The sequence below is a fragment of the Aureimonas sp. Leaf324 genome, assembly GCF_001423245.1.
Lineage (GTDB): Bacteria > Pseudomonadota > Alphaproteobacteria > Rhizobiales > Rhizobiaceae > Aureimonas.
The window spans coordinates 144,841-170,177 of sequence record NZ_LMOH01000025.1; the positions used below are offsets into that span (position 1 = coordinate 144,841).

Genomic DNA, 25,337 nt, shown 5'->3' on the forward strand with positions numbered 1-25,337 from the left:
GCAGCCGCATCCATGGTCGGCGCGCGGCGCATCTCGCCGCGCGCCGTCTGCCTCGTCGCCCTGATCGTGGCCGCGACCGCCGCAACGCTGCTTGCCATGGGCCGCGTGCCGATCTGCGAATGCGGCACCGTGAAGCTCTGGCACGGCGCGGTGGCGAGTTCGGAAAACTCGCAGCACCTGTCGGACTGGTACTCGCCGTCCCACCTCATCCACGGCTTCCTGTCCTACGGGCTGACGCATCTCGTGATGCGGCGCTGGTCGCTCGGCGCGCGCCTCGTGGTGGCGACGGCGATCGAGGCGGCGTGGGAGATCGCCGAGAACACCGACGCGGTGATCAACCGCTACCGCGAGGCGACGATCGCGCTCGACTATTTCGGCGACAGCGTGGTGAATTCCGCGGCCGACATCGGCTTCATGATCGCGGGCTTCCTTCTCGCCTCGCGCCTGCCGGTCTGGGTCACGATCGCGATCGCGGTGGGCTTCGAGGTCCTCACCGCCTGGCTGATCCGCGATAACCTTACCTTGAACGTCCTGATGCTTCTCTATCCTCTCGAGGCGGTGCGCGACTGGCAGGGCGCCTTGTAGGGACGGGCGGGCGGGATGACGATGATCACGGCGGAACGGGGCGTTCCCCAGCGACTCGGCGCGAGCGTTGCGGCGGACGGCGTCCATGTCGCGGTCTTCTCCGCCCACGCGACCCGCATCGAACTCTGCCTCTTCGATCCGGCCGGCATCAATGAGCGCGAGCGCCTCGCGCTGCCGGGCCGTGCGGGCGACGTCCATTTCGGCTTCCTGCCGGGGCTGGCGGAGGGCGCCCTCTACGGCCTTCGCGCCCACGGGCCCTACGATCTCGCGCGGGGGCATCACTTCGATCCGGCGAAGCTCCTCGTCGACCCCTATGCCCTTCGGCTCGATCGACCCTTCGTCTACCATGCGGCGCTCGGCGCGCCGGTGGAGCGGCAGCTCGACACCGCCGCCCTCGTGCCGCGCGCCGTGGTCTGTCGCCCCGACGCCGGTGCTTTGGCGCTGCCGTCCCGGGCGCCCGGCTTCACCTACGAGCTTCTGGTGCGCGCCTATACGCAGCGCCACGAGGGCGTGCCGGCTCCTCTGCGCGGCACGCTCGGTGCTCTCGCCGAGCCCGCCGTTCTCGACCATCTCGAGCGCCTCGGCGTCGAGACGGTGGAACTGATGCCGCTCACGGCCGCGATCGACGAGCGGCATCTCGTCCATCTCGGCCTGTCGAACGCCTGGGGCTACAATCCCGTCTGCCAGATGGCGCCCGACCCGCGCCTCGTGCCGGGCGGCTGGGCGGAGGTGCGACGGGTAACGGAGGCGTTGCACGCGCGCGGCATTCGCGTCCTTCTCGACATGGTGCTGAACCATTCGGGCGAAAGCGACCATGGCGGGCCGACGCTCAGCTATCGCGGCCTCGACAACGCCAGCTACTACGCCGCCGACCCGCATGAACCCGACCGGCTCGTCAACGACACGGGCACCGGCAACACCTTCGCCTTCTGGCGCGAACCCGTGATGCAGCTCGGGATCGACGCGCTGCGGGCCTTTGTCGAGTTCGGCGGCATCGACGGGTTCCGCTACGATCTCGGCACCATCCTCGGGCGCGGCCCCGAGGGTTTTGCGCCCGATGCGCCGTTCCTCCGGCGCCTCGCGGGCGATCCGGTGCTCAAAGATCGCCTCCATGTGATGGAGCCGTGGGACATCGGTCCCGGCGGCTATCAGGTCGGCCGGTTCCCGGCACCCTTCCTCGAATGGCAGGACCGGTTCCGCGACGACGTCAGGCGCTTCTGGCGCGGCGACAGCGGCCTCCTGTCGGCGCTCGCCACGCGCCTGTCGGGCTCGCCCGACCTCTTCGCCGGGCCCGGCCGCGATGCGGCATTCGGCGTCAACTTCATCGCCGCTCACGACGGGTTCACGCTCGCCGACGTCGTCGCCTACGAGGACAAGCACAACGAGGCCAACGGCGAGGGGAACCGCGACGGCCACAACGAGAACCATTCCTGGAACAACGGCACGGAAGGGGCGAGCGCCGACCCCGCGATCCTCGCGGCGCGGCAGCGCGACATCCGGGCGCTTCTCGCCACGCTCTTCGTCTCGCGTGGCAACCCGATGATCGTCGCGGGCGACGAGCTTGGCCGATGCCAGGGCGGCAACAACAACGCCTATGCGCAGGACAACGAGACGGTCTGGGTCGACTGGGCGGCGGCGGACGAAGGGCTCGTCGCCTTCACCGCGCGCCTCGCCCGGCTCCGGGCGGACACGCCGGCGCTCCGCTCCCCGGCCTTCCTGACGGGAGCCGAGATGGAGGACGGTCCGGACGTCACCTGGCTCGGGGCGGACGGCGCGGCGATGGCGCCCGCCGACTGGCAGGACGGGGAGCGACACTGGCTCGGCGCGCGCATGGCGGTGGACGGCTCGGTCGCGACCGTCGTATTGAACGCCGGCCACGAGGCGTTTTCACTCCAGCTTCCCCCTCCCTCGCCCGGTCGCGCGCATCGCCTCGCGCTGGCTTCCGACCAGCCGGTCGCGCCCGAGCGAACGCTGTCGGCGGGCGCTCCCCTCCTTGTCGGCGCGCGCTCCGTCGCGATCGTCGTGGAAGGCTGAGCCCGGCCGTTTGCTCCAGCGCGCCGAGGCGCCTATGTGACGGCGGACAGAATGCCGGCCGAAGGGGCCCGAATGCCGATCCGCCAGCTTACCGAGACCCTGATCGACCAGATCGCCGCCGGCGAGGTGGTGGAGCGGCCGGCGAGCGTCGTGAAGGAGCTCGTCGAGAACGCGCTCGACGCCGGGGCGCGCCGCATCGAGATCGCGACGGCCGGCGGCGGCAAGAGCCTCATCCGCATCACCGACGACGGCTGCGGCATTCCGGAGGCCGAGCTGCCGCTCGCCGTCCGGCGCCACTGCACCTCCAAGATGGAGGGCGGCCTTCAGGGGATCGAGACACTCGGCTTTCGCGGCGAGGCGCTGCCCTCGATCGGCTCGGTGGCCCGGCTTTCGCTGCGCTCGCGGGCGCGCGGCGCAGACGGCGCGCACGAGATCCTCGTCCATGGCGGGCGGCAGGAGGGGCCGCGCCCCGCCGCGCTCTCGGGCGGCACGGTGATCGAGGTGCGCGACCTCTTCCACGCCGTGCCCGCACGCCTCAAGTTCCTGAAAAGCGACCGGGCGGAGTCGGCGGCGATCACCGAGGTCGTCCGGCGCATCGCAATCGCCTTTCCCTCCGTGCGCTTCGAGCTGACCGGCGAGGACCGCAGCCCCCTCGTGCTGCCCGCGGTCGACGAGGCGGCGGCGCTCCAGCGCATCGGCGAGATCGTCGGCGAGACCTTCGCCGACAACGCCTTCACGCTCGACGCGGGGCGCGAGGGCGTGTTTCTTGCCGGCCACGCGGGTCTGCCGAGCTTTCATCGCGGCACGGCGCAGCACCAGTATGTCTACGTCAACGGGCGTCCGGTGCGCGACCGGCTGATCCTCTCGGCGATCCGCGGCGCCTATGCCGACGTCATGCCGCGCGACCGGCATCCGGTCTGCGTCCTGTTTCTGCAGGTCGATCCGCGCGACGTCGACGTCAACGTCCATCCGGCCAAGGCCGACGTGCGCTTCCGCGACCCCGGCCTCGTGCGCGGGCTCGTCGTCGGCGCGATCCGGGCGGAGCTCGCACGCCTGTCGCTTCGCGGCTCGACGGAGGGCGCGGACGGGCTGATGGCGCGCTTTCGCGCTGGCGGCACGGACGAGCCGGCGGCGGCTCCCACGGATGCCGCCCATGCCCCACGGCCGGCTTTCAGCTTTTCCGAACGGCCCGCCGCTCCTTACGATCCCGCCCGCTCCCCCTCGCGCCCGCTGGACGACCGGAGGGCGGATTTCGGCGGCTTCCAGCCCTCCGCCCGCACCGACCGCTTCGAGGAGGCGGCCCCCGCCCCGGTCCGGGCCGAGTTTCCGCTCGGCGCCGCGCGCGCCCAGATCGGACGCGCCTTCATCGTCGCCGAGACCGAGGACAGCCTCGTCCTCATCGACCAGCACGCCGCCCACGAGCGCCTCGTCTACGAGGCGCTGAAGGGGGCGATGCACTCGAGCGCCCTGCCCTCGCAGATGCTCCTAATCCCGGAAGTGGTCGACCTCACCGAGGCGGAGGTCGAGCGCCTCGTGGCGGAGGAGGCGGTGCTGCAGCGCTTCGGGCTCCATCTCGAGCGCTTCGGGCCGGGCGCCGTGATGGTGCGCGAGACGCCGGCGATCCTCGGCGAGGTGGATGCGCCGACGCTGGTACGCGAGATCGCCGACGAACTGACGGAAACGGGCTCGGGCTCGGGGATCCGCTCGCGCGTCGACCACGTCGCCGCCACCATGGCCTGCCATGGGTCGGTGCGCGCCGGGCGTCGCCTGCAGGCGAGCGAGATGAACGCGCTCCTGCGTCGCATGGAGGCGGTGCCGGCGTCGGCGACCTGCAACCACGGGCGCCCGACCTTCATCGAACTGAAGCTTGCCGACATCGAACGTCTGTTCGGGCGGCGTTGACATGGACGCCCGTTTGGCCCGAACAACGCCACAACAGCTTTCCGGAAGAAGACCTACCCGATGATGAACCGAATGGACGGCGGCGGCGAAGCCAAGCTGCGCTACGGAGACGGCGACTTCGAGGTGATCCGCCCCGGCGCCTTCGTGCGCTGCGCGGTGACCGGCGAGGCGATCGCGCTGGACCTTTTGAAATACTGGAGCGTCGAGCGCCAGGAGCCCTATGCCGACGCCGCGGCCTCGCTCAAAGCCGAGACGGGCACGGCGACCGGCGGCTGAACCGCGGGCGGCCGCGCGCGAAACGCCGCCTCGGCCGCCAGAAGGATCGCCTCGGGCGCGGCCGGCTCCTCGAACCGCAGTGCGACGCGCAAGACCCGCGAGGCCTCGCCGAGCAAGCGCGCCTGCGGCCCGCCGGCCAAGAGCCGGACATGGTCCTTGGCCGTCGTCACCGGCACCAGTCCCCTGGCCTCGGCGTCCGACAGAAGCGCGTGCGCCTCGCCTTCCGTGAAGGGGTGGTGGTCGGGAAAATCGCGCCGCATCTCGACCTCGGCACCCACCTCCTCCAGCGAGGCCTGGAACTTTCCGGGGTTCGCGATGCCGGCAAAGGCGAGGCAGCGTGCGCCGCGGAGCCCTGCCGCGTCGACCGCCGCAAGGCGCGCGCGATGGACCGGCTTGCCGTCGGCGGCCGCACGGCGCGCCACGGCATCGCCCGACTCGCCCGCGCCGACCACGAGAACAGCGTCGACATGCGGCCATTGAGCGCCTAGCGGCGCGCGCAAGGGGCCGGCGGGAAAGGTGCGCCCGTTGCCAAGGCCCGTGGCCCCGTCGACCACGAGAAGCGCCAGGTCCGGCCGGAGCTGCGCGCTCTGGAACCCGTCGTCCATCAGGAAGAAGTCGCAGCCGGCATGACGAAGGAGAAGCGCCCCGGCCGCGCGGTCGGGCGAGGCGGCGGTCGGCGCGCGCGCCGCCAGAAGCAGCGCCTCGTCGCCGACGAGCGCCGCGCCGTGGCGGTCGGGCTCGACCAGAAGCGGCAGGCGCGACGCGCCGCCATGGCCGCGCGTCAGGAAGCCGGGCGTTCGCCCGAGCGCTCGCGCGGCCTCCGCGAGCGCCATCGCCGTCGGCGTCTTGCCGCCGCCCCCCAGCGTGAAGTTGCCGATGCAGATCACGGGAGCCGCGGCCGGGCGGCGCGGGGCCTCCGCCATGCGACGCCCGGCCACGCGCCCGTAGACGAAGGCGGCGGGCTCGAGGAGCGCCGCCTGCCAGCCGAACGGCTCGAACCAGAAGCGGGGCGCGCGCCAAGGGATCAACGCCGGTCTCCCCCGCGATCCATCGAGACGGCGAGGCGCAGCGGCAGGAGATAGGGGTCGAGGGCCGAGAGCGTCCGGCGCAGCGCCCCGCCCATTTCCTCGACGCTGTCACCAGCGGCGCTCGCCATCGCGCGCCGCGTCTCGGGATGGGCGAAAAGCTCGGCCACCGCCGCCTGCAGGGCGGGCGCGTCCGGCACGATCCGCGCGCCGCCGCGCTCGATTAGCCGGCCGTAGATGTCGCGGAAGTTCTGCACCAGCCGCCCCGACAGGATCGCGGTGTTCAGGCGGGCGGCCTCGAGCGGGTTCTGGCCGCCCTCGGAATGGATCGACTTGCCGATGAAGGCAATGTCGGTGAGACGGAGATAGAAGCCCATGTCGCCGATCGTATCGCCGAGCAGCACGTCGGCGGTCGGGTCTGGCAACTCGCCCCGGCTCCAGCGCGCGACGCTGAGGCCGCGCCCCGTCAGCATCCGGAACACCGCCTCGGCGCGCTCGACATGGCGCGGCACGATCACGGTCAGAAGGCGCGGCCGCTCCTCGCGCAGCGCCAGATGAATGTCGGCGGCCATCGCCTCCTCGCCCTCGTGGGTCGAGACGGCGGCCCAGACCGGGCGCAGGCCGATCATCCGGCGCGCCTCGTCGAGGTCCTCGCGGTTCACCGGCGGGGCGGCGATGTCGGCCTTGAGATTGCCGACCGTCGTCACCGCGCGCGCGCCGAGAAGATGATAGCGCTCGGCATCGACCTCGGACTGCGCGGCCACCAGGGCGAAGCTTTCCATGATGGATTCGGCCAGCCGCGGCGCGGCGCGCCAGCGCTGGAACGAGCGGTCCGACAGGCGAGCGTTGACCAGCACCTGCGGCACGCGGCGACGCGCGAGCTCGCCGAGCGTCACCGGCCAGATCTCGCTTTCGGCGACCAGCGCGAGATCGGGCTGCCAGTGGTCGAGGAAGCGCGCCACGCAGGGGCGAAGGTCGAGCGGCACGTATTGATGGATCATGCCGGGCACCAGCCGCTCGGCGATCATGTTGGCCGAGGTCACGGTGCCGGTGGTGACGAGGACGCCGATGCCCTCGCCGGCCAGCGTCTGGGCGAGCGGCATGATGGCCAGGCTCTCGCCGACGCTCGCGGCGTGCACCCAGACCAGCGGCCGGTCGTGCGGGCGGATTTCGGACGGGAAGCCGTAGCGCTCGCGGCGGCGCGGGCGCTCCTCCTTGCCCTTCGACGCCCGCCAGGCGACGTAGGGGCCGATCACCGGATAGGCGAGCGAGCCGGCGACGCGGTAGGCGCCGAGCGCCCGTCGGGCCCAGAAGTCGCTCATGGCCGGTCTCCGTCGGCCAGGGCGAGGGCCTTCTCGTTGGCGGCCTCGATGGCGCGCGTGATGACGGCGCGCAGGCGCTCCATCTCCTCCGGCCCCGCATCGGGCGGCACGGTGATCGGATCGCCCATCACGACGGCGATGCGCCCGAACGGCAAGGGCAGCGTCGTCCTGTCCCAGCTGCGCCGGACGACATGGCGCCGGCTGGTGACCGCCGCGCTCGGGATGATCGGGCGTCCCGACAGCTTGGCGAGCGTGACGATGCCAAGGCCCGCCTCGCGCGGGGTGCCCTTCGGCACGTCGGCGATCATGCAGACGCCGAAACCCTCGCCGAGGCTGCGACGCAGCTGGATCAGCGCGCGCGCCCCGCCCTTCTCGCGCACCGCCTCGCGCACGCGCCCGCCGGACCCGCGCACCGTGCGGATTCCGAAACGCTCCACCACGGCGGCGTTCATCTCGGCGTCGGCGCTGCGCGACAGGAGGGCGACATAGGGAAGCTCGATCGGCCGGAAGAAGGGAGCCAGGAGATGCTGCCCATGCCACAGGCCGACGATGGCGGGATGATGGCGGGTGAGGATCGCGCGGAAATCACTCGAGCCGGGCGCGGTGCGCTGGGCGAGGCGGATGAAGCGCAGCGCGCCATGGATGACCCCGGCGCCGAGGCCGACCGCCGCGCGCGAGCGCAGCCAGGACTTCGAGCGGCGCTGCAGGCGCACGCGCCAACGCTTGCGCGGCGCCTTGCCCCCGCCCGAACCCGCGATCTCGTCCACGCGCGCCGGCGCCCGCTCGTCAGACCGTCTCGGGGTCGAGGAGGCGGTGGAGATGGACGATGAAATAGCGCATCGAGGCGTTGTCGACGGTGGCCTGCGCCTTGCCGCGCCAGGCGGCGAGCGCCGAGGCGTAGTCGGGGAAGATGCCGACGACGTCGAGCGCCGACAGGTCGCGGAAATCGACGCCCTGGAGGGAGGAAAGCTCGCCGCCGAACACGAGGTGAAGGCGCTGGCGGGGTTCGGCTTCGCTGACCATGAAACGGGATCCGATGTTGCGGGCGGGCCGGTGCGCCGCCGGGAGTTTCGTCAGGCCGCGAGAGCGGCGTAGGCGCGCAGGCGCTCCACGATGTCCGGCGCGCCGGCGACCAGAACGCCATGCCTTCTGGGGACGGGATTGTAAAGGTGGGGGCCGGTGTCCAGCCCCGCCAGGACGCCGCCGGCCCGCTCCAGGATCAGGTCGGCGGCGGCGATGTCCCAGTCGTTGGCGCGTGCGCCGACCAGCGTTCCGTCGAGCCGGCCGCAGGCGACCATGGCGAGGCGAAGCGCCAGCGAGGGGATGTTGGGCGCGTAGTAGACCGGCGCCTGCGTGCGCCCCGCGATCTGCCGGCGCATCGGCTCGGGCATCGAAAGGCGCAGCGTCTCACCTAGCCCGCCAGGCGACTGCACTGCGATCGCCGCGCCGTTCAACTCGGCCGCGCCGTTCGCCGAGGCCGAAAAGACCTCGCCGAGCGAGGGTGCGTCGAGGACGCCCGCCACCGGCCGGCCGGCGGACACCACCGCGATCGAGACGCACCAGGTCGGCTCCCCGCGCAGGAACGCGCGCGTGCCGTCGATCGGGTCCACCACGAAGAAGCGCTCCTCGCCGCCATCCGAGGGCCGCGAGGCGGTTTCTTCCGAGATCCAGCCGTAGCCCGGCCGTGCGGAGAGAAGCGCCGAACTCAGGTAGTCGTCGACCGCCAGATCGGCCTCCGAGACCGGGGACTGCCCCTTCCACCAGACGCGCGGGTCGCGACGCCAGAAGCGCGCGGCGATCCGCCCGGCTTCCGCCGCGACCTCGCGCAGGAGGTCGAGATCGGCGAGGGCGTCCGCCACGCTCAGCGTCCCGCCACCGTCATCTCGCCGATGCGCAGCGTCGGCACGACAACCGAGAAGCGCTCGTCGCGATCGTCCGCCGGCTCGACGGCGGCGAGCATGTCGAGGAGGTTGCCGGCGACCGTGAACTCCGACACGGGACCGGCCAGACGGCCGTTCTCGATCAGGAAGCCCGAGGCGCCCCGCGAATAGTCGCCGGTCACGAGATTGGCGCCGGAGCCGATCATCTCGGTCACGTAGATGCCCGAATGCGTGTCGGCGACGAGGGCCTCCGGGGACCGGGCGCCCGGCGTCAGCGTCACGTTGGTCGAGGAGGGCGAGACGCCCGACGACGAGCGCGAGGCGCGGCCGTTGGTCTGGAGCTTCAGCTCGCGCGCCGTGGCGCTGTCGAGGATCCAGTGGCGCAGCATGCCGTCCTCGACGAGGGCGAGACGCTCACCCGCAACGCCCTCGCCGTCGAACGGACGCGAGCCGGCGCGGCGCTGAAGGCGCGGCTCGTCCACGAGGTCGAGGCCGGCGGGCAGCACGCGCTCGCCCATGCGGTTCTTCAGGAAGCTCGTGCCGCGCGCGATCGCCGCGCCGTTGATCGCGCCGAGAAGGCTTCCGATCAGCCCGCGCGAGACGCGCGGATCGAGCACGATCGGGTAGCGGCCCGTCGCGACCTTCTGCGGGTTCACCCGGCGCACCGCGCGCTCGCCGGCGCGCCGGCCGATGGCGGCGGCATCCTCGAGATCGGCGGCGTGGATGCGCGAATCGAAGTCGTAGTCCCGCTCCATGCCGGTGCCCTCGCCCGCCACCGCGCTGACCGAGCGCGAGAAGCCCGAGCGCTGGCGCGAGCCGGAAAAGCCGGTCGAGGTGACGAGGACGAGGCCGGTGACGCCGTAGCTCGCCGAGGCGCTGCCGGATTTCGTCACGCCCGCCACGCCGAGCGCGGCCGCCTCCATCTCGCGCGCCGTCTCGATCAGCGCCTCGCTCGAGATCTCGGTCGGGTCGAAGAGGTCGAGGTCGGGCCGGTCGGGGGCGAGCAGCGCCGGGTCGGCCAGACCCGCATAGGGATCTTCCGGCGAGACGCGCGCCATGGCGACGGCGCGCTCGGCCAGCCGGTCCATGTCGGCGCGAAGGTCGGCCGAGACGGTCGCGACCCGCCCGCCGACGAAGACGCGCAGCGACAGGTCGTCGCTTTCCGAGGATTCCAGTTCCTCCAGCTTGCCCATGCGCACCTGCGCGCCCTGCGAGCGCGAGCGCACCACGGCGGCATCCGCCGCGTCCGCGCCGGCCCGTTTGGCGGCCCCGATCAGGCGCGCCCCGAGGTCTTCGAGCCGTCCGATGTCGTCATTCATGGGGAAACCGCCGAACCTTTTGCATCCGCACCATCTATTATGCCATTGGCTGCCTTCAAGCCGTCGTCAAGCCGCCGCGCCCGGCGCGCCCGCGCCGGTCATCCCCCGGAGCCGGCCATGGCAGAGACCGCACCGCTGTTTCTCGAGATCCTCCTGATCCTCGGCGGCGGGATCGTGGCCGGCACGCTGTTCAAGCGGATCGGGCTCGGCACCATCCTCGGCTATCTTTTCGCGGGCATCGTCATGGGGCCGATCCTGCGCCTCGTGCAGCACGGGCAGGACGAGATCCTGCATATCGGCGAACTCGGCGTCGTGTTCCTGCTGTTCATCATCGGGCTGGAGCTGAAGCTCTCGCGCCTCTGGGCGCTGCGGCGGCAGATCTTCGGGCTCGGCCTCGCGCAGGTCGTGGTGACGGGCGGCATCCTGACGGCGGGCCTGTCGTTCATCCTGCCCGGCTGGAACGCGGCGGTCGTGATCGGCTTCGGCCTCGCGCTGTCGTCGACCGCCTTCGCGCTGCAGCTTCTGGAAGAGTCCGGCGAGATCAACCTGCGCTTCGGCCAGACCTCGTTCTCGATCCTCCTGTTCCAGGATCTGGCGATCGTGCCGCTCCTCGCCATCCTGCCGGTGCTGGCGCCCGGCACCGACAGCACCGCCGCCTTCGACCCGTGGGCGATGGCGCGCTCGGTGGGCGCGCTGGTGGCGCTCGTCGTGGTCGGCCGCTACCTGATCAACCCGCTGTTCCGGGTGCTGGCGAACTCCGGCGCGCGCGAGGTGATGATCGCGGCGGCGCTCTTCGTGGTGCTCGCCTCGGCGCTCCTGATGGGCCTTGCCGGCTTCTCGATGGCGATGGGCGCCTTCATCGCGGGCGTGCTCCTGGCCGAGTCCTCCTATCGCCACGAACTCGAGGCCAATATCGACCCGTTCCGCGGCCTGCTGCTCGGCCTGTTCTTCATCGCCGTCGGCCTGACGCTCGATCTCACCGTGATCGCCGACTACGCCTGGATCGTGCTTCTGGGCGCGCCTGCGCTGATGGCAGCGAAGGCGGCGATCCTCTACCCGCTCTGCCGCCTGTTCGGCGAAAGCCATGCCGTGGCGCTGCGCACGTCGCTGGTGCTGCCGCAGGGCGGCGAGTTCGCCTTCGTCCTGTTCTCGGCCGCGACCGCCTCGGCGATCCTCGACGGGGCGACCGGATCGATCCTCGTCTCCATCGTCACGCTCTCCATGGCGCTTACGCCGCTCGCCGACCGGCTGGCGCGCCGCCTCGTGCCAGACGAGGAGCGCGCCGACGAGATGGTGGAGGACTTCTCCGGCGCCGAGCAGTCCGACGTCCTGATGATCGGCTTCTCGCGCTTCGGCCAGATGGCCGCCCAGGTCATGCTGTCGAGCGGGCTGGAGATGACGATCATCGACTCCTCGGCCGAGCGCATCCGCGCCGCCGGCCGCTTCGGCTTCCGGATCTATTTCGGCTCGGGGCTCCGGCGCTCGGTGCTGGAGGCAGCCGGCATCCGGCAGGTCAAGATCGTCGCCGTCTGCACCAACAAGCCGGAAACCACCAACGCCATCGTCGACCTCATCCATTCGGAGTTCCCGAACGTCGCGATCTTCGCGCGCTCCTACGACCGCAACCACTCGCTCTCGTTGCGCGAGCGCGGGGTGACGTTCGAGCTGCGCGAGACGCTGGAATCGGCACTGCGCTTCGGCGGCAAGACACTGGAAGCCCTCGGGCTGGAGCGCGAGGAGGCGGGCCGTATCGTCAAGGACGTGCGCCGGCGCGACGCCGAGCGTCTCGCCCTCCAGCAGGCCCGCACGGCCGGAACCGGCTCGACGGTACTCGGCCGGGGCCGCGTGTCGCCCGAGCCGCTCACCAAGCCGAAGGACGGCGCGCGGGTGCGCCAGCCGCGGGGCGCGGTGCCCGCGCATCTCGCCAATTCGGGCGAGAACCAGCCGACCTGACGGCCGGCCGGTTCGGTCATCGCCGCGGCGTCGGGCGCGCGGCTCAGTGCGCCTTCTTCTTGTGGACCTCGCTCTCGCTCTTCAGTGCCTTCGAGCCGGTCTTGGCCTTCACCAGGACGGCGGGCTCCTCCTTCGACGCGTTGCGCGTGATCTCCTTGCCCTTGATCGTCTTCGTCACCTTCTTGGTGAAGCGCGCCTCGACCTTTCCCTCGGCCTTGCCCTTGCCGTAGGACCACTCGACCGTGTCACCCTTGGAAACCGTGCTCATCGCAAGCTCTCGCTGATCCGTTTCGATGGGTGGGCAAGTCGCCAGCCGCCCGCCGCGTTCCCTGTCTCCGCCGTTCGTCCACCGACATTCGGTCGCACCCACCGAGGCCGGAACCGCGCTTTGATCCGCCGCGTTCCCGACGGCTGATCCGCCACGTGAACCCCGCCCCATGAACAAGCGCCTCGACTCCCACGCCGAACGGTTCGGCCTCACCATCGTCGACCCGGCCGACTTCGGCGTCGAGATCCACCCGCACGGGCGTGGGCAGCGCATCTGCTTCACCAACGGCGAGACGATCACCGACAAGACGCTGAAGGCGCGGATCAAGAAGCTGGTGCTGCCGCCGGCCTGGCGCGACGTGAAGATCTGCGTCGAGGAGAACGGCCACATCCAGGCGACCGGGCGCGACGAGAAGGGGCGCCTGCAGTACCGCTATCACGACGACTGGGTGAACGTGCGCAACGCGGTCAAGACCGAGCGGCTCCTGCGCTTCGGCCGGGCGCTGCCGAAGCTGCGCAAGCGCATCGCCCGCGACCTGAAGCGCCAGGGCACCGACCGGCGCGGCACGGCGGCGGTGGCCGCCCGCCTCATCGATGTCGCCGCCATGCGCCCCGGCCACGAGAAATACGCCAAGGACGGCGGGCGCGGCGTCGCCTCGCTGCGCCGCGAGAACCTGAAGATCGCCAAGAAGCGCGCGGTGCTACGCTTCGTCGGCAAGTCCAACAAGGCGCATGTCATCGAGATCGCCGAACCGGCGCTGGTGCGCTCGCTCGACCGGATGCGCCGCGAGCGCGGCGCCAAGCGCCTGTTCCGTTTCCGCGAGAAGGGCGCGACGGCGGCCCGGGACCTGACGGCTACCCTCCTCAACGAGTACCTGCGCGACTCGTCGGGCAAGAAGGTGTCGGCCAAGGACTTCCGCACCTTCCACGGCTCGGCCGAGGCGCTACGCTTCCTTCTGGAGGAAGTGCCGCCGGAGAAGGCCGATACGCCGCCCAAGCGCAAGCGCGCGGTGGCCAAAGCCATGAAGTCGGTGTCGGAACTCCTGCGCAATACGCCGACCGTGGCGCGCGCCTCCTACGTTCACCCCGAGATCGTCGCGGCCTTCGAGGAGGAGCGGCTGCCGGCGGATCTGATGAAGGGCCGGGTGCGCGAGGGCCTGACGCGGGTCGAGACCGGCCTCATGCGCTTCCTGGAAGAGACGGCGACGCAGTAGCGCCGCGGCCGTCGAGGAGGTCGCCGAGCCGGCGCTTCACCTCCTCGCGCACGCCGCGCGTCTCCAGAAGGATCGTGCGCGCGCGCAGGAAATCGAGCACGCGGTATGGCGAGACCGGCGGCTGGACGAGGATGTCGGGCGCGGCGCAGGCGAGCTTTGCCCGGATCACCGCCGACATCATCAGCTGCGAGGCGCCGAACATCGCCTCGACCGGCGTCGGCAGCGGCAGCACCCCGCGCTCCGGCCCCCCCGTGACGTCGCAGGCGACGACATGGGTCACGGACCCGCCGAAGACGTCGAACGGCAGGGGATTGGTGATGCCGCCGTCGACCAGCACGAGACCGTCGCGCCGCACCGGCCGGAACAGCGCCGGGAGCGCCGCCGAGGCGGCGAGCGCGCTGACGAGATCGCCCGTCTCGATGGCGCATTCGAGCCCGCCGTAGAAGTCCGTCGCCATCACGGTGAGCGGGATGGCGAGCCCGTCGAAACCAACGGGAAGACCGGGCGGCAGGAAGGCGGCGACGACCCGCTCGGCGTTGAGCTGGCCGAGGCGCAGGCCGCCCTCGGCGCGGAACTCGGCGAGCGTCGGCGGCCGGGTGCGCCACAGCGTACCGAAGACGTGCCGGCGCGTGGCGAGCACCGCGAGGACGTGATCCTCGATCGCGGCGGCCGAAAGGCCGCTCGCCGCCACCGCCCCGACGATCGCGCCGATCGAGGCGCCGGCGATGCGGCTCGGCCGGACCCCGAGGTCCTCGAAGGCGGCGAGCACGTGGAGATGGGCGAGCCCCCGTGCGCCGCCCCCGCCGAGCGCCAGCCCGATCCGGGTCTCGGACGCGGATCGGCCGCCCGCAAGGGACGGCCGCCGGGTGTCGGGAGGGGTCACGCGGCCGCTCAGGCGTCGGCCGGGCCGACCGTGATGATCGTCGGATCGACCGACAGGAGCCGCCTGGCCTCGGCCTTCACCTGGTCCAGCGTCACCGCGTCGATCAGGCCCTGGCGCCGCTCGATATAGTCGGTGCCGAGATCGTCGAGCTGGATGCCGACCAGGGTCGAGGCGATCGACAGCGACGACGACAGGTTCTGCACCGCGTAGGAGCCCTTCACGAAGGCCTTGGCGCGGTCGAGCTCTTCCTGGCTCGGGCCCTCGTCGGCGAGGCGCTTCAGCTCGGCCCGGATGATCGCGATGCTCTCCTGCGCCTTGTCGGCGCGGGTGGCGGTGGAGCCCGCCAGCATCGCGGCATGGTCGTAGTTGGTGAGATACGAGCCCGCGCCGTAGGCAAGGCCGCGCTTCTCGCGGATTTCCTTGTAGAGGCGCGAATCGAACGTGCCGCCGCCGAGGATGTGGTTGGCGAGATAGGCGGCGAAGAACTCCGGCGCGTCGCGCTTCACACCCGGCAGCGCGAACTGGATCTGCGTCTGCGGCAGGTTGAGCGCGACGTTCGCCTGCTGGCCGGTCACCGGCTGGATGTCGGGCACCGGAACGAGGTCGGCCTTCTCGCGCAGCGGCAGGAAGATCTCGTCGAGCCGCGTCTTCAGCGTCGCCTCGTCGATCGCCCCGACGACGCCGACGACGAGATTGTCGCGGCCGAACGTCTTTTGGCGGAAAGCGCGGAGGTCGTCGGCGGTCACGGTCTTCAGCGTGTCCACCGTGCCTTCCGAGGGGCGCGCATAGGGATGGCCGGGGAAGACGGTCGAGCGGAAGGCCTTGGCCGCCAGCGTGCCGGGGTCCTGCTCGTTGGCCACGATGCCGGCGAGAAGCTGGCCGCGGATGCGCTCCACCGGCTCCTGATCGAAGCGCGGCTCGTTGACCGCAAGACGCAGGAGGTCGAAGGCCGCGTCCTCGTTCTCGACGATGGTGCGGAAGTTGCCGGAGAAGTTGTCGTAGCTGGAATCGAACGACAGGGAGACGCCGAGCTCGTCGAGCTTGCCCTGGAAGGCCGCGCTGTCGATGTCGCCGGCGCCTTCGTCGAGAAGGCCGGACAGGAGGTTCGCCGTGCCCTCCTTGCCGGGCGCATCCTGCGTCGAGCCCGCGCCCTTGAAGGCGAAGCGCATGGCGATCAGAGGGTTGGTGTAGTCCTCGACCAGAAGGGCGTGGATGCCGCCGGGGCTCGTCACCTCCTTGATCTCGACGGCGTGGGCCAGCGAGACGAGGCTGAGCGAGAGGCCGGCGACGAGGCCGAACACGGCGGTGGCGCGGCGGAAAGGCTTGAAAAGCGCGTTCATGGCTGGGGATCCGTCGTCGCGAAGGGTCAGGAGCGGGTGTCGCCGGGGACCGGCGCGCCGTCGGTGGGAGCCACCGCGCCGGCCGCCTCGGGCGATCCGGCGGGGGCCTTCGCCTCGGCGCTGGTCTCGGCATCCGCCGGCAGGAGGTAGCCGGTGACCGAGCGCTTCGGCTGGAGATAGGCCTTGGCGGCCGCGTTCACCTGATCGACCGTCACCGCCTCGATCCGGTCCGGCCAGCTCTCGACCTTCTCGATCGTACCGCCGGTGGAGAGCGCCGCGCCATAGCGCCGGGCCATCGAGGTCTGGTTGTCGCGCTGGTAGATCAGCGCCTTGCGCACGCGGTTCTTGGCGGCTTCGAGCTCGGCCGCGGTCACGCCGTCGCGGGCGATCTTCTCGACTTCCGCATTCACCGCCTTCTCGACCTGATCGAGCGTGGCGTCCCCTCGCGGCGTGCCGTAGGTCATGAACTGGCCGTCGTCGAGCGCGGTGCCCTGGTAGTAGGAACCCGTGCCAGCCGCGATCCCCTGGTCGACGACCAAGGCGCGGTAGAGACGGCTCGTCGTGCCGCCGCCGAGGATGTCGGCGAGGAGATCGAGCGCCTCGGACTCGCCGGGCTTGGCGTTGTTGTCAGAGGGCACGAGCCAGGTCGTCTGGACGCTCGGCTGCGTCACGCGTGCGTCGCTCAAGGTGACGCTGCGCGCGGCCAGCGGCTCGGGCTCCTGCGGGCGCTGGCGCACGCCGGGATCGGCCCGGCGCGGTACCTTGCCGAAGGTCTCCTGCGCATACGCCTTCACCTGATCGAGCGTCACGTCGCCGGCGATCAGGAGGGTCGCGTTGTTCGGGGTGTAGAAGCGGTCGTAGAAGGCGATGGCATCGTCCTTCGACAGCTTCTCCATCTCGTTGCGCCAGCCGATCACCGGCGTGCCGTAGGGATGGTTCTGGAACAGCGCCGCGTCGACGGCCTCCGAGAGCTGGGCGCCCGGCTCGTTGTCGATGCGCATGCGGCGCTCTTCGAGGATCACATCGCGCTCGGGCAGCACCACCTCGTCGGTGAGGACGAGGTTCTCCATCCGGTCGGCCTCGAAGCTCATCATCTCCTTCAAGGACTCGACCGGCACCTGCTGGTAGTAGGCGGTGTAGTCGTAGGAGGTGAAGGCGTTCTCCTCGCCGCCGATCGCGGCGACGGCGGCCGAGAACTCGCCCTGTTTGTGCGTCTTCGTGCCCTTGAACATCAGGTGTTCGAGGAAGTGGGCGATGCCCGACACGCCCTTCGGCTCGTCGGCGGAGCCCACCTTGTACCAGATCATCTGGGTGGCGATCGGGGCGCGGTGGTCGGGCAGCACCACGACCTGCAGCCCGTTGTCGAGCGTGAAGCTCTCGATCGCCGGGCGCATCGCCTCGGCCTTGGCGGCGGCTGCCTCGCCCGCCGGGCTCGCAGCCGTGGTCGGGGCGGGTGCCGGCTGCGTGCCTTGCGCAAGGACCGGGGTCGCCAGCGCGATCGCCAGCGCGATCGCGGATACGCCGGCACGTCGGATCGGGAAGCTCATCGAGGCGGGTGTCCTTGGGCTCAGAGAATCCGGGGGCTCTGGAAATCCGGGGGCTCGGAAAGTCCGGTTCCTCCGGGGATATGGAGGAGCGCGAGAAAAGGCACCAATTACGATTTTGTAAGGGCGTGCCTCGGTTTCGGCGTCAGCTCGCGGGCCGCAGGAAGCGCAGGCGCGTCTCGCCCATCGCCCGCTCGTCGAGGAGGTCGAGGCCGGGCACCGGCTCGAACGGGGCGTCGAGCGCCTCCTCGAGGACAATCATCGCCCGGGAGGCCAACCAGCCGCCGGCGAGAGCGCCCGCCAGCGCCGCTTCGCCGAGGCGCCGGCCGTAGGGCGGGTCGGCGAGCACGAGGTCGAACGGATCGATCGTGCCGGCGTCGCCCAGCCGCGTGGCATCGCGCCGCAGGATCTTGGTACGCCCGCCAAGGCCGAAGGCCTCGATATTGGTGCGGATCAGCCCGCGCCCCTCGGCGCTGTCCTCGACGAAGACGCCGTAGCGGCAGCCGCGCGACATCGCCTCCAGCCCGAGCGCCCCGGTGCCGGCGAAGAGGTCGAGGACGCGCCCGTCCTCGAAGCGCACCCCGAACCCGTGGGCGAGAATGTCGAACAGCGCGCCGCGATGGCGCTCGGAGGTCGGCCGGATCGCGTCGGTCGAGGGGGTGGCGAGCGGACGCCCTTTCAGGGCGCCCGCCACGATGCGCATGCCCACGCGCCGTCAGCCCTTGCGCGGGCCGGACCGGGGCGGACCCGAGCGGGGACCGTCGCCCTTCGGCCGGAACGGCTTGTCGCCGCCCGTGCGCGGACGATCGCCGCCGCGCCCTTCGCCGGAGCGCTCACCGCCGAAGCGTCCCTCACTCCGGGGCGGACGGCTGCCGCGGCTCTCGTCCTCGGCCGCGCGCCGGGCGGCCCGCTCCTCGCGGGCGGCCTTGGTCTTCTCGCCGACCGCGCGCGCCCCCGGTGCCATCCAGACATTGGCGGTGCGCTTGGGCGCCGACGGCGGACGACGTGTCGGCCGATCGCCCGCGTCGTCACGATCCCGCCCGCCGGCCGGCTTGTCGCCGAAGGCGCGCGGCTTGCGCTCGCCGAACGGCTTGGTCTCGCGCTTCTCGAACGACCGCTTCTCGCCGTCGTCGCGGCGAGGGCGCGGCGCCTGCGTGTCGAGGCGGCCGAGGGCCTCCTCGCGCTTGGCATTGCCGAACTTCTTGCGGTTCATGCGCGGCGCGTCTTCGGAGTTGCTGACCCACTCGCTTTTCGCCCCGGCGGAGCGCTTGGGCGTCTCCTCGCCCTCCTCCGACCGGCGGCGCTCGGCCGCCACCGGCTTGTTGGAGAACGGGTTGACGATCGGCGCGTCGAAGTCGGCGCCGGCTTCCTCGATGAGGGTCGGCCCGAGCTGGTCGCGCAGCATCCGCCCCTTGATCTCCTGCACCGCGCCCTCTTCGAGCTCGCCGAGCTGGAACGGACCGAAGGAGAGGCGGATCAGGCGATTCACGTCGAGGCCGAGATGGCCCAGCACGCGCTTGACCTCGCGGTTTTTGCCCTCGCGCAGCCCGATCGTCATCCAGACGTTCGACCCTTGCGTGCGGTCGAGCGTCGCCTCGATCGCGCCGTAGAAGACGCCGTCGACCGCGATGCCCTGGCGCAGCTCGTCGAGCTTCTCCTGGCTGATCTCGCCGTGCGCGCGCACCCGGTAGCGCCGCAGCCAGCCGGTGGACGGAAGCTCCAGGATGCGGGCGAGGCCGCCGTCGTTGGTGAGGAGCAGCAGCCCCTCCGTGTTGATGTCGAGCCGCCCGACGGTCAGGACGCGGGGCATGTCCTCCGGCAGGCGGTCGAACACGGTCGGGCGCCCTTCCGGGTCGCGGTTGGTGGTGACGCTGCCCGCCGGCTTGTGGAAGAGCCACAGGCGCGTGCGCTCGATCGGCGGCAGGGGCTTGCCGTCGATCTCGATGCGGTCCGAATTCGTGACGTCCTGCGCCGGGCTGTCGAGACGCTTGCCGTTCAAGGTCACGCGCCCGTCGGCGATCATCCCTTCCGCGTCGCGGCGCGAGGCGATGCCGGCGCGTGCCAGCCGCTTGGCGATGCGCATCGTGCCGGGTGCGCCGTCCTCGCCGTCCGTCGCCCCGCTGCGCGGCCGCTCGCCCATCGGCCGGGCGCGGCGCTCGGTCTCGGCGCCGTCATGGCTGAGACGACCGTAGGAACGCGGACGCTCGCCGCCCTCGCCCTCGCGCTTCGCTCCAGCATGCGAGAACATGCCGCGCGAGCGGGGCGCGAAGGGCTTGTCGCCGTCGCGGCGGGGCGCGCGTTCGCCGCCCTCGGAGCGCTCTTCGCGCGGGCGGAACGGACGCTCGCCCCGCGGCGGACGATCGCCCCCTTCGGTGCGCGGCTTGAAGCTGCGGGCCGGACGGTCGCCGCCCTCGCTGCGGTCACGGAACGGGCGCTCGCCGCCCTCGGTGCGCGGCTTGAAGGACCGGGCAGGACGCTCGGCCCCACCCTCGTCGCGCGGACGGAACGGACGGTCGCCCCGCGGCGGACGATCGCCCCCTTCGGTGCGCGGCTTGAAGCTACGGGCCGGACGGTCGCCATCCTCGCTGCGGTCGCGGAACGGACGCTCGCCGCCCTCGGTGCGTTCACCGCGCGGCTTGAAGGACCGGGCCGGACGCTCGGCCCCGCTCTCCTCGCGCGGACGGAACGGACGGTCGCCCCGCGGCGGACGATCGCCGCCTTCGGTGCGCGGCTTGAAGCTGCGGGCCGGACGTTCGCCACCCTCGGTGCGCTCGCTGCGCGGCTTGAAGGCGCGTGCCGGGCGCTCGCCCCCGCTGTCCTCGCGCGGACGGAACGGGCGGTCGCCACGCGGCGGGCGGTCGCCGCCCTCGGCACGATCGCTGCGCGGCTTGAAGGCGCGGGCCGGGCGCTCGCCCCCGCCGCCCTCGGGGCGCGGCCGGAAAGGACGGGCCGGCCGATCGCCGCCCGCGCCGCCCGGCTTGCCCTTGAAGCCGCCGGGCTTGCCGCCGCGCGGACCCGAGCCGCCTTTGGACCCACCCTTGGACCCGCCTGGGCCGCGTCCTGCGCCGCCGCGGCCGGAACGGCCGCCCTGGTTCTCGTCGCTCATCTTTTCGCTATGCCTTGTGTTCTGGGGCACGCATAGCAAACTCCCGTCGATCAAACGAGAGACCTTGCATGTCGCGCTGGAATTCCATGGATGAGGCGCTTGTCGAGGCCCGGTCCGCCGAGGCCCGCGGCGAGACGCCGGTCGGTGCCGTGGTGGTGCTGGACGGGCAGGTCATCGGCCGCGGCGGCAACGAGACCCGCGCCCTCTTCGACCCGACGGCGCATGCCGAGATTCTGGCGATCCGGCGGGCCTGCGAGGCGATCGGCTCGGAGCGGCTGGTCGGGGCCGATCTCTACGTGACGCTGGAGCCCTGCGCCATGTGCGCGGCGGCGATCTCGTTCGCGCGCATCCGGCGGCTCTACTTCGGCGCGGGCGACGCGAAGGGCGGCGCGGTGGAACACGGTCCCCGCTTCTACGCCCAGCCGACCTGCCACCACGCGCCGGAGGTCTATTCCGGCATCGGCGAGACGGAGTCCGCCGCGCTGCTGCGCGACTTCTTCCGCGCCCGGCGCGACTAGCGCCGCGTCAGAAGGGCCAAAGGCTCTTGAGCTTCGAGCCGAGAGTCTTCGTGCCGTTGGCGTTGCGCTGCTTGGCATCCTCGTCGACGCCGGGATCGCCGGCGGGCGCGGTGGCGGCGGGCTGGCGATAGGTCAGCGGCGGCTCCGACAGGTAACGGCGCTGGCTCGGGTCGCCCTGGCGGCCGACGCGCGCGCGCTCGTTGGCGGCCACGCGCTGTCCGGCCATCTGCTTGGACGAGATCCAGCTGCCTTCCATCTCGGCGCGCTTGCCGACGGTCGAAGAGACGGTCGCCTCCTCGCGCGTCATGCCCTCCTTGTCGGCGGTCATGAAGGCGACCGGAAGGGCGCCGTCGCTGCCGTCGGGCGCGGCAGCGCGCAGCCGGGCGCGGCGCTGCTCGGGCGATTCCGGCCAGTTCGCGTCCATGCTCGAGGCCGACGCCACGCGCGGCGGCGGCAGCACGTCGCGCTTCTGCGACTTCACGAGTTCGGGGCGGGGCGAGTAGTCGACGCGCGTCCGGTTCGAGGACCCCAGCGTCAGCATGCCGTCGAGGTCGTTGAACAGCTGCTGGCCCTGGCTGGTGCCCGTGCCGTAGGTCGGGCCCATGCAGCCGCTGAGCGCCAGCGCGGCAGCGCCGAGGGCCAGCATGCGCGAGCCGACGCGAACGGTGGTGTGTGTCATGCCGGGCGTTTCCCCTTGTGTCTCGTGACCGCTCGGGCCCCATCGAGGTCGCGCGGGGACCCCTCCCCCCGCGCCTTTACTCAGGACAATCCGGCGATTTTACGAAGAGCTTCTAGGCGAGAGCGCGTTCCGAGTCCAGAAACGGCAACGATCTCGTGACCATAAGGCAACGGCCGCGCTTCAAGCGGCCGCCGCCTTGAGTTCGCGCAGCGCGTCGGCGTCGCGCGGGGTGACGTCGGGATACTCGGGGTCGGTGCCGACGAGCGGCGAGACCTTCCACGACCGCGCGCACTTGCGCCCCTCGGCCCTTGCCGGCACCACCGCGATGCCCGGCGTATCGGGCAGCGTGAAGGCACCTTCCGGAGCGGCTGCGCCGGTGAGGGCGATGTCGCTGGTGATCGCGATCTCGGCGAGGTCGACCTCGCCGAGGAGCGCGCGCAGGCCTTCGTCCGCGACATGCACCACGGGCGCCGCCTCCAGCGAGGAGCCGATGCGCTTGGCGCGGCGCTCGTCCTCCAGGGCGCCGGTGACGACGCGGCGCACGCGCCGGATCTGCCGCCAGCGCTCCGCCAGCGCGTCGTCGACCCAGGCCGGATCGCACGGCCGGAACGCTTCCAGATGCACCGAGCGCGCTTTCGGATAGCGGCTCAGCCACGCCTCCTCCATCGTGAACGGCAGGAGCGGCGCCAGCCACGTCACGAGGCGGTCGAACAGGATGCGCACGACCTGGAGCGCCGCCCGGCGGCGCACCGAGGACGGCGCGTCGCAGTAGAGCGCGTCCTTGCGGATGTCGAAGTAGAAGGCCGAAAGCTCCACCACCATGAAGTCGAGGAGCGTGCGGGCGATGCGCTTGAAGTCGAAGGCGTCGTAGCTTTTCAGGACCACGGCCTCGATCTCGGCGAGGCGGTGGAGCATCAGGCGCTCGAGCTCGGGCATCTCGGCAAGGGCCAAGTCGTCGCCCCGGTCGTGCGCGAGCGTGCCGAGCATCCAGCGCACCGTGTTGCGCAGCTTGCGATAGGCGTCGACATTGGTCTGGAGGATCGTCTTGCCGAGGCGCAGGTCCTCCGAATAGTCGGACGAGACCACCCAGAGACGCAGGATGTCGGCGCCGGACTGATTGATCACCTCCTGCGGCGTCACGACGTTGCCGAGCGACTTCGACATCTTGCGCCCGTCCTCGTCCATCACGAAGCCGTGCGTCAGCACCGCGTCGTAGGGCGCGCGGCCGCGCGTGCCGCAGGCTTCGAGCAGCGAGGAATGGAACCAGCCGCGGTGCTGGTCGGAGCCTTCGAGATAGAGGTCGGCCGGCCATTTCAGGTCGGGGCGCTTCTCCAGGCAGAAGGCGTGGGTCGAGCCGGAATCGAACCAGACGTCGAGGATGTCGCGCACCATCGACCAGCGCGATGCGTCGTGCTCGTTGCCGAGGAAACGCTCCTTGGCGCCCGCGGCGAACCAGGCGTCGGCGCCCTCCTTCTCGAAGGCTTCGCGGATCCGCGCGTTGACCGCCTCGTCCTTCAAGACTTCGCCGTCCTCGTCGACGAAGACGCAGATCGGCACGCCCCAGGCGCGCTGGCGCGACAGGACCCAGTCCGGCCGGTCGGCGATCATGCCGCGCAGGCGGTTCTGCCCGCTGGCCGGCACGAAACGCGTGTCGTCGATGGCCGCAAGGGCCCGGCCGCGCAGCGTGTCGCCGCCCGACGGCTTGGCCCCGTCGAGCCCGTAGCCGGCCAGGTCCTTGTCCATGTGGACGAACCATTGCGGCGTGTTGCGGAAGATCACCGGCTTCTTGGAGCGCCAGGAATGGGGATAGGAATGCTTGAGGCGTCCGCGCGCCAGCAGCCGGCCGGCCGCCACCAGCGCGTCGATCACCCGCTTGTTGGCGTCGCCCTTCTTGCCCTTGTCGTCGATGACGCGGCCGGCCCCGCCCTCGGCGTCCGGTCCGAAGCCCGGCGCGTCCTTGGTGTAGAAGCCGTCGTCGTCCACCGGGAAGGGGATCGACGCGTCGATGCCGCGCGCCTCGATCTCGCGGCGCGCCGAGGTCCAGGCCTCGAAGTCCTCGCGGCCGTGGCTCGGCGCGGTGTGCACGAAGCCCGTGCCCGCGTCGTCGGTCACGTGGTCACCGGCCAGAAGCGGCACGGCGAACCCGTAGCCGCCGCCGAGACCCTTCAGCGGATGGTCGCAGAGGAGGGCGGCAAGGTCGGCGGCGGACACGTCGCGCAGGCGGCGGAAGCCGCCCTCCGGCACCCGCGCTTTCGCGAAGACGTCGGCGGCCAGCGCATCGGCGATCACCAGGCGCTCGCCGTGGGCGGCCCAGCGCGGGTTCTCCGCATCGTCCGGCGCGCTCACCTCGTAGAGGCCGTAGGCGATGCGATCGGAATAGGCGATGGCGCGGTTGCCGGGGATGGTCCAGGGGGTCGTCGTCCAGATCACGACGCTCGCGCCGTCGAGCGGGCCGACATCGGGCGAGCCCGCCTTTGGGAAGCTCGACACGCCGCCGTTGAAGGCCGGCGTGAAGCCGTTGGCGGCCGGACGGACCGCAAACTTCACCCAGATCGTATCGGACTCGTAGTCCTGGTACTCGACCTCGGCCTCGGCGAGCGCGGTCTTCTCGACCACCGACCACATCACCGGCTTGGAGCCGCGGTAGAGCTGGCCGGACATGGCGAACTTTAGGAGCTCGCCCGCGATCACCGCTTCGGCCCCGTAGTTCATGGTGAGATAGGGGTTCTTGAAGTCGCCCTCGACGCCGAGGCGGCGGAACTCGGCCGACTGAACGCCGACCCAGTGTTCGGCATAGGCGCGGCACTCGCGGCGGAAGGCGATCATCGCCGAGGCGTCCGTCAGGTCCGGCTTCTGCCGCCCCTTGGCGCGGTAGTTCTCCTCCTCGATCTTCCACTCGATCGGCAGGCCGTGGCAGTCCCAGCCGGGCACGTAGTTGGCATCAAAGCCCCGCATCTGGAAGGAGCGGGTGATGACGTCCTTCAGCACCTTGTTCAGCGCATGGCCGATGTGGAGATGGCCGTTGGCGTAAGGGGGGCCGTCGTGGAGGACGTATTTCGGACGACCGGCGGCCTCGCGGCGCAGCGTGCCGTAGAGATCCATCTCGTCCCACTTGGCGATCCACTGCGGCTCGGCCTGGGGCAGGCCGGCCCGCATCGGAAACTCGGTCTCCGGCAGGAACAGGGTCTTGGAATAGTCGGTCTCGGGACGCTCGGTCATGGCGGCAAACTCGTTCAGGGGCTGCGTCGCGGCTGCGGAGACGGAAGCCTTGAGGCTTCGGGCGGCGAAGCCCAGCGGCAAGGGAGGGGGCATGGGGAGGGCCCGGAGATCATCGTCCGGGCGCGGCACGTCGTCCCGGCTCCGGCGGCACCTGTCAGCGCCGGCGCGGAACCGGGCGGCTAATTCGCGATCCGGCGTGCGCGGGGGCGCCGGGCGGCAGGGCGGCCGTTCTGTCCATCGCCGCTTCCTATCAAAGGGACCGGCCCGGTTC

21 protein-coding genes are annotated in these 25,337 nt (G+C 71.5%); 7 read left to right on the top strand and 14 right to left on the bottom strand.

Annotation, left to right across the window (positions count from 1 at the left end; all coding sequences use genetic code 11):
• The first annotated feature begins 12 nt into the window (after positions 1–12).
• The 4 genes from ASF65_RS14675 (at position 13) to ASF65_RS14690 (ending at position 4,797) form a co-directional block, all read left to right on the top strand.
• Positions 13–585: a DUF2585 domain-containing protein gene (locus tag ASF65_RS14675; protein ID WP_055890558.1), complete on the top strand. Its 573-nt coding sequence runs from the start codon at positions 13–15 to the stop codon at positions 583–585.
• A 15-nt stretch (positions 586–600) separates the two neighbouring features.
• Positions 601–2,619 (top strand): glycogen debranching protein GlgX, encoded by a 2,019-nt coding sequence (gene glgX, locus ASF65_RS14680; protein ID WP_055890559.1) that lies wholly within the window; start codon positions 601–603, stop codon positions 2,617–2,619.
• A 72-nt stretch (positions 2,620–2,691) separates the two neighbouring features.
• Positions 2,692–4,521 (top strand): DNA mismatch repair endonuclease MutL, encoded by a 1,830-nt coding sequence (gene mutL, locus ASF65_RS14685; protein WP_055890561.1) that lies wholly within the window; start codon positions 2,692–2,694, stop codon positions 4,519–4,521.
• A 60-nt stretch (positions 4,522–4,581) separates the two neighbouring features.
• Positions 4,582–4,797: a DUF2093 domain-containing protein gene (locus ASF65_RS14690; protein WP_055890562.1), complete on the top strand. Its 216-nt coding sequence runs from the start codon at positions 4,582–4,584 to the stop codon at positions 4,795–4,797.
• On the opposite strand, the gene lpxK is transcribed toward ASF65_RS14690, so the two are convergent.
• Genes lpxK through ASF65_RS14720 form a run of 6 tightly spaced genes read right to left on the bottom strand, consistent with a single transcriptional unit; the run spans position 4,740 to position 10,343 of the window.
• Complete coding sequence (gene lpxK, locus ASF65_RS14695) at positions 4,740–5,825, bottom strand: tetraacyldisaccharide 4'-kinase (protein ID WP_244486720.1); 1,086 nt, start codon at positions 5,823–5,825, stop codon at positions 4,740–4,742. The genes ASF65_RS14690 and lpxK overlap by 58 nt on opposite strands.
• A complete protein-coding gene (locus ASF65_RS14700; protein WP_055890564.1) occupies positions 5,822–7,144 on the bottom strand; it encodes a 3-deoxy-D-manno-octulosonic acid transferase in 1,323 nt (440 codons plus the stop codon). The genes lpxK and ASF65_RS14700 overlap by 4 nt, the downstream gene beginning before the upstream one ends.
• Positions 7,141–7,911 (bottom strand): lysophospholipid acyltransferase family protein, encoded by a 771-nt coding sequence (locus ASF65_RS14705; RefSeq protein ID WP_055890566.1) that lies wholly within the window; start codon positions 7,909–7,911, stop codon positions 7,141–7,143. The genes ASF65_RS14700 and ASF65_RS14705 overlap by 4 nt, the downstream gene beginning before the upstream one ends.
• A 19-nt stretch (positions 7,912–7,930) precedes the next feature.
• Positions 7,931–8,167, bottom strand: a complete 237-nt coding sequence (locus tag ASF65_RS14710) for a DUF4170 domain-containing protein (protein ID WP_055890567.1) — start codon at positions 8,165–8,167, stop codon at positions 7,931–7,933.
• Between the two features lie 50 nt (positions 8,168–8,217).
• Positions 8,218–9,003: a 3'(2'),5'-bisphosphate nucleotidase CysQ gene (locus ASF65_RS14715; protein WP_156369327.1), complete on the bottom strand. Its 786-nt coding sequence runs from the start codon at positions 9,001–9,003 to the stop codon at positions 8,218–8,220.
• Between the two features lie 2 nt (positions 9,004–9,005).
• A complete protein-coding gene (locus tag ASF65_RS14720; RefSeq protein WP_055890570.1) occupies positions 9,006–10,343 on the bottom strand; it encodes a TldD/PmbA family protein in 1,338 nt (445 codons plus the stop codon).
• Between the two features lie 117 nt (positions 10,344–10,460).
• On the opposite strand from ASF65_RS14720, the gene ASF65_RS14725 reads away from it, so the two are divergent.
• On the top strand, positions 10,461–12,296 hold the full coding sequence (locus ASF65_RS14725) for a monovalent cation:proton antiporter-2 (CPA2) family protein (RefSeq protein WP_055890572.1): 1,836 nt from the start codon (positions 10,461–10,463) through the stop codon (positions 12,294–12,296).
• Between the two features lie 43 nt (positions 12,297–12,339).
• Here the strand turns inward: ASF65_RS14725 and ASF65_RS14730 are convergent, their stop codons facing one another.
• The gene (locus ASF65_RS14730) at positions 12,340–12,564 is read right to left on the bottom strand and encodes a DUF2945 domain-containing protein (protein WP_055890574.1); all 225 of its coding nucleotides are present in this window, start codon (positions 12,562–12,564) and stop codon (positions 12,340–12,342) included.
• Positions 12,565–12,733: 169 nt separating this feature from the next.
• Between ASF65_RS14730 and ASF65_RS14735 the strand changes: the two genes are divergently transcribed.
• Positions 12,734–13,777, top strand: a complete 1,044-nt coding sequence (locus ASF65_RS14735; protein ID WP_055890576.1) for a DNA topoisomerase IB — start codon at positions 12,734–12,736, stop codon at positions 13,775–13,777.
• Here ASF65_RS14735 and ASF65_RS14740 read toward each other — a convergent pair.
• The 5 genes from ASF65_RS14740 to ASF65_RS21850 form a co-directional block, all read right to left on the bottom strand.
• Positions 13,743–14,660 (bottom strand): patatin-like phospholipase family protein, encoded by a 918-nt coding sequence (locus ASF65_RS14740; protein WP_082505632.1) that lies wholly within the window; start codon positions 14,658–14,660, stop codon positions 13,743–13,745. The two genes, ASF65_RS14735 and ASF65_RS14740, sit on opposite strands and share 35 nt — an antisense overlap.
• A gap of 8 nt (positions 14,661–14,668) precedes the next feature.
• Positions 14,669–16,000 carry a pitrilysin family protein gene (locus tag ASF65_RS14745; RefSeq protein ID WP_055890578.1) on the bottom strand — a complete coding sequence of 444 codons (1,332 nt, stop codon included), beginning with the start codon at positions 15,998–16,000 and terminating at the stop codon, positions 14,669–14,671.
• Between the two features lie 26 nt (positions 16,001–16,026).
• Entirely contained in the window at positions 16,027–17,547 is a 1,521-nt protein-coding gene (locus ASF65_RS14750; RefSeq protein WP_055890579.1) for a pitrilysin family protein, read from the bottom strand.
• A 142-nt stretch (positions 17,548–17,689) separates the two neighbouring features.
• Entirely contained in the window at positions 17,690–18,247 is a 558-nt protein-coding gene (locus ASF65_RS14755) for an RsmD family RNA methyltransferase (protein ID WP_055890581.1), read from the bottom strand.
• 12 nt (positions 18,248–18,259) lie between these two features.
• Positions 18,260–20,650: a pseudouridine synthase gene (locus ASF65_RS21850; RefSeq protein ID WP_082505634.1), complete on the bottom strand. Its 2,391-nt coding sequence runs from the start codon at positions 20,648–20,650 to the stop codon at positions 18,260–18,262.
• A 68-nt stretch (positions 20,651–20,718) separates the two neighbouring features.
• On the opposite strand from ASF65_RS21850, the gene ASF65_RS14765 reads away from it, so the two are divergent.
• Positions 20,719–21,168, top strand: coding sequence for a nucleoside deaminase (locus tag ASF65_RS14765; RefSeq protein WP_055890582.1), 450 nt, complete (start codon positions 20,719–20,721; stop codon positions 21,166–21,168).
• 7 nt (positions 21,169–21,175) lie between these two features.
• Here ASF65_RS14765 and ASF65_RS14770 read toward each other — a convergent pair whose 3' ends face one another.
• Together ASF65_RS14770 and ileS are read right to left on the bottom strand one after the other, a co-directional pair.
• Positions 21,176–21,847, bottom strand: a complete 672-nt coding sequence (locus tag ASF65_RS14770; protein WP_055890584.1) for a hypothetical protein — start codon at positions 21,845–21,847, stop codon at positions 21,176–21,178.
• A gap of 180 nt (positions 21,848–22,027) precedes the next feature.
• A complete protein-coding gene (gene ileS / locus ASF65_RS14775; RefSeq protein ID WP_055890780.1) occupies positions 22,028–25,066 on the bottom strand; it encodes an isoleucine--tRNA ligase in 3,039 nt (1,012 codons plus the stop codon).
• Between the last annotated feature and the right edge of the window lie 271 nt (positions 25,067–25,337).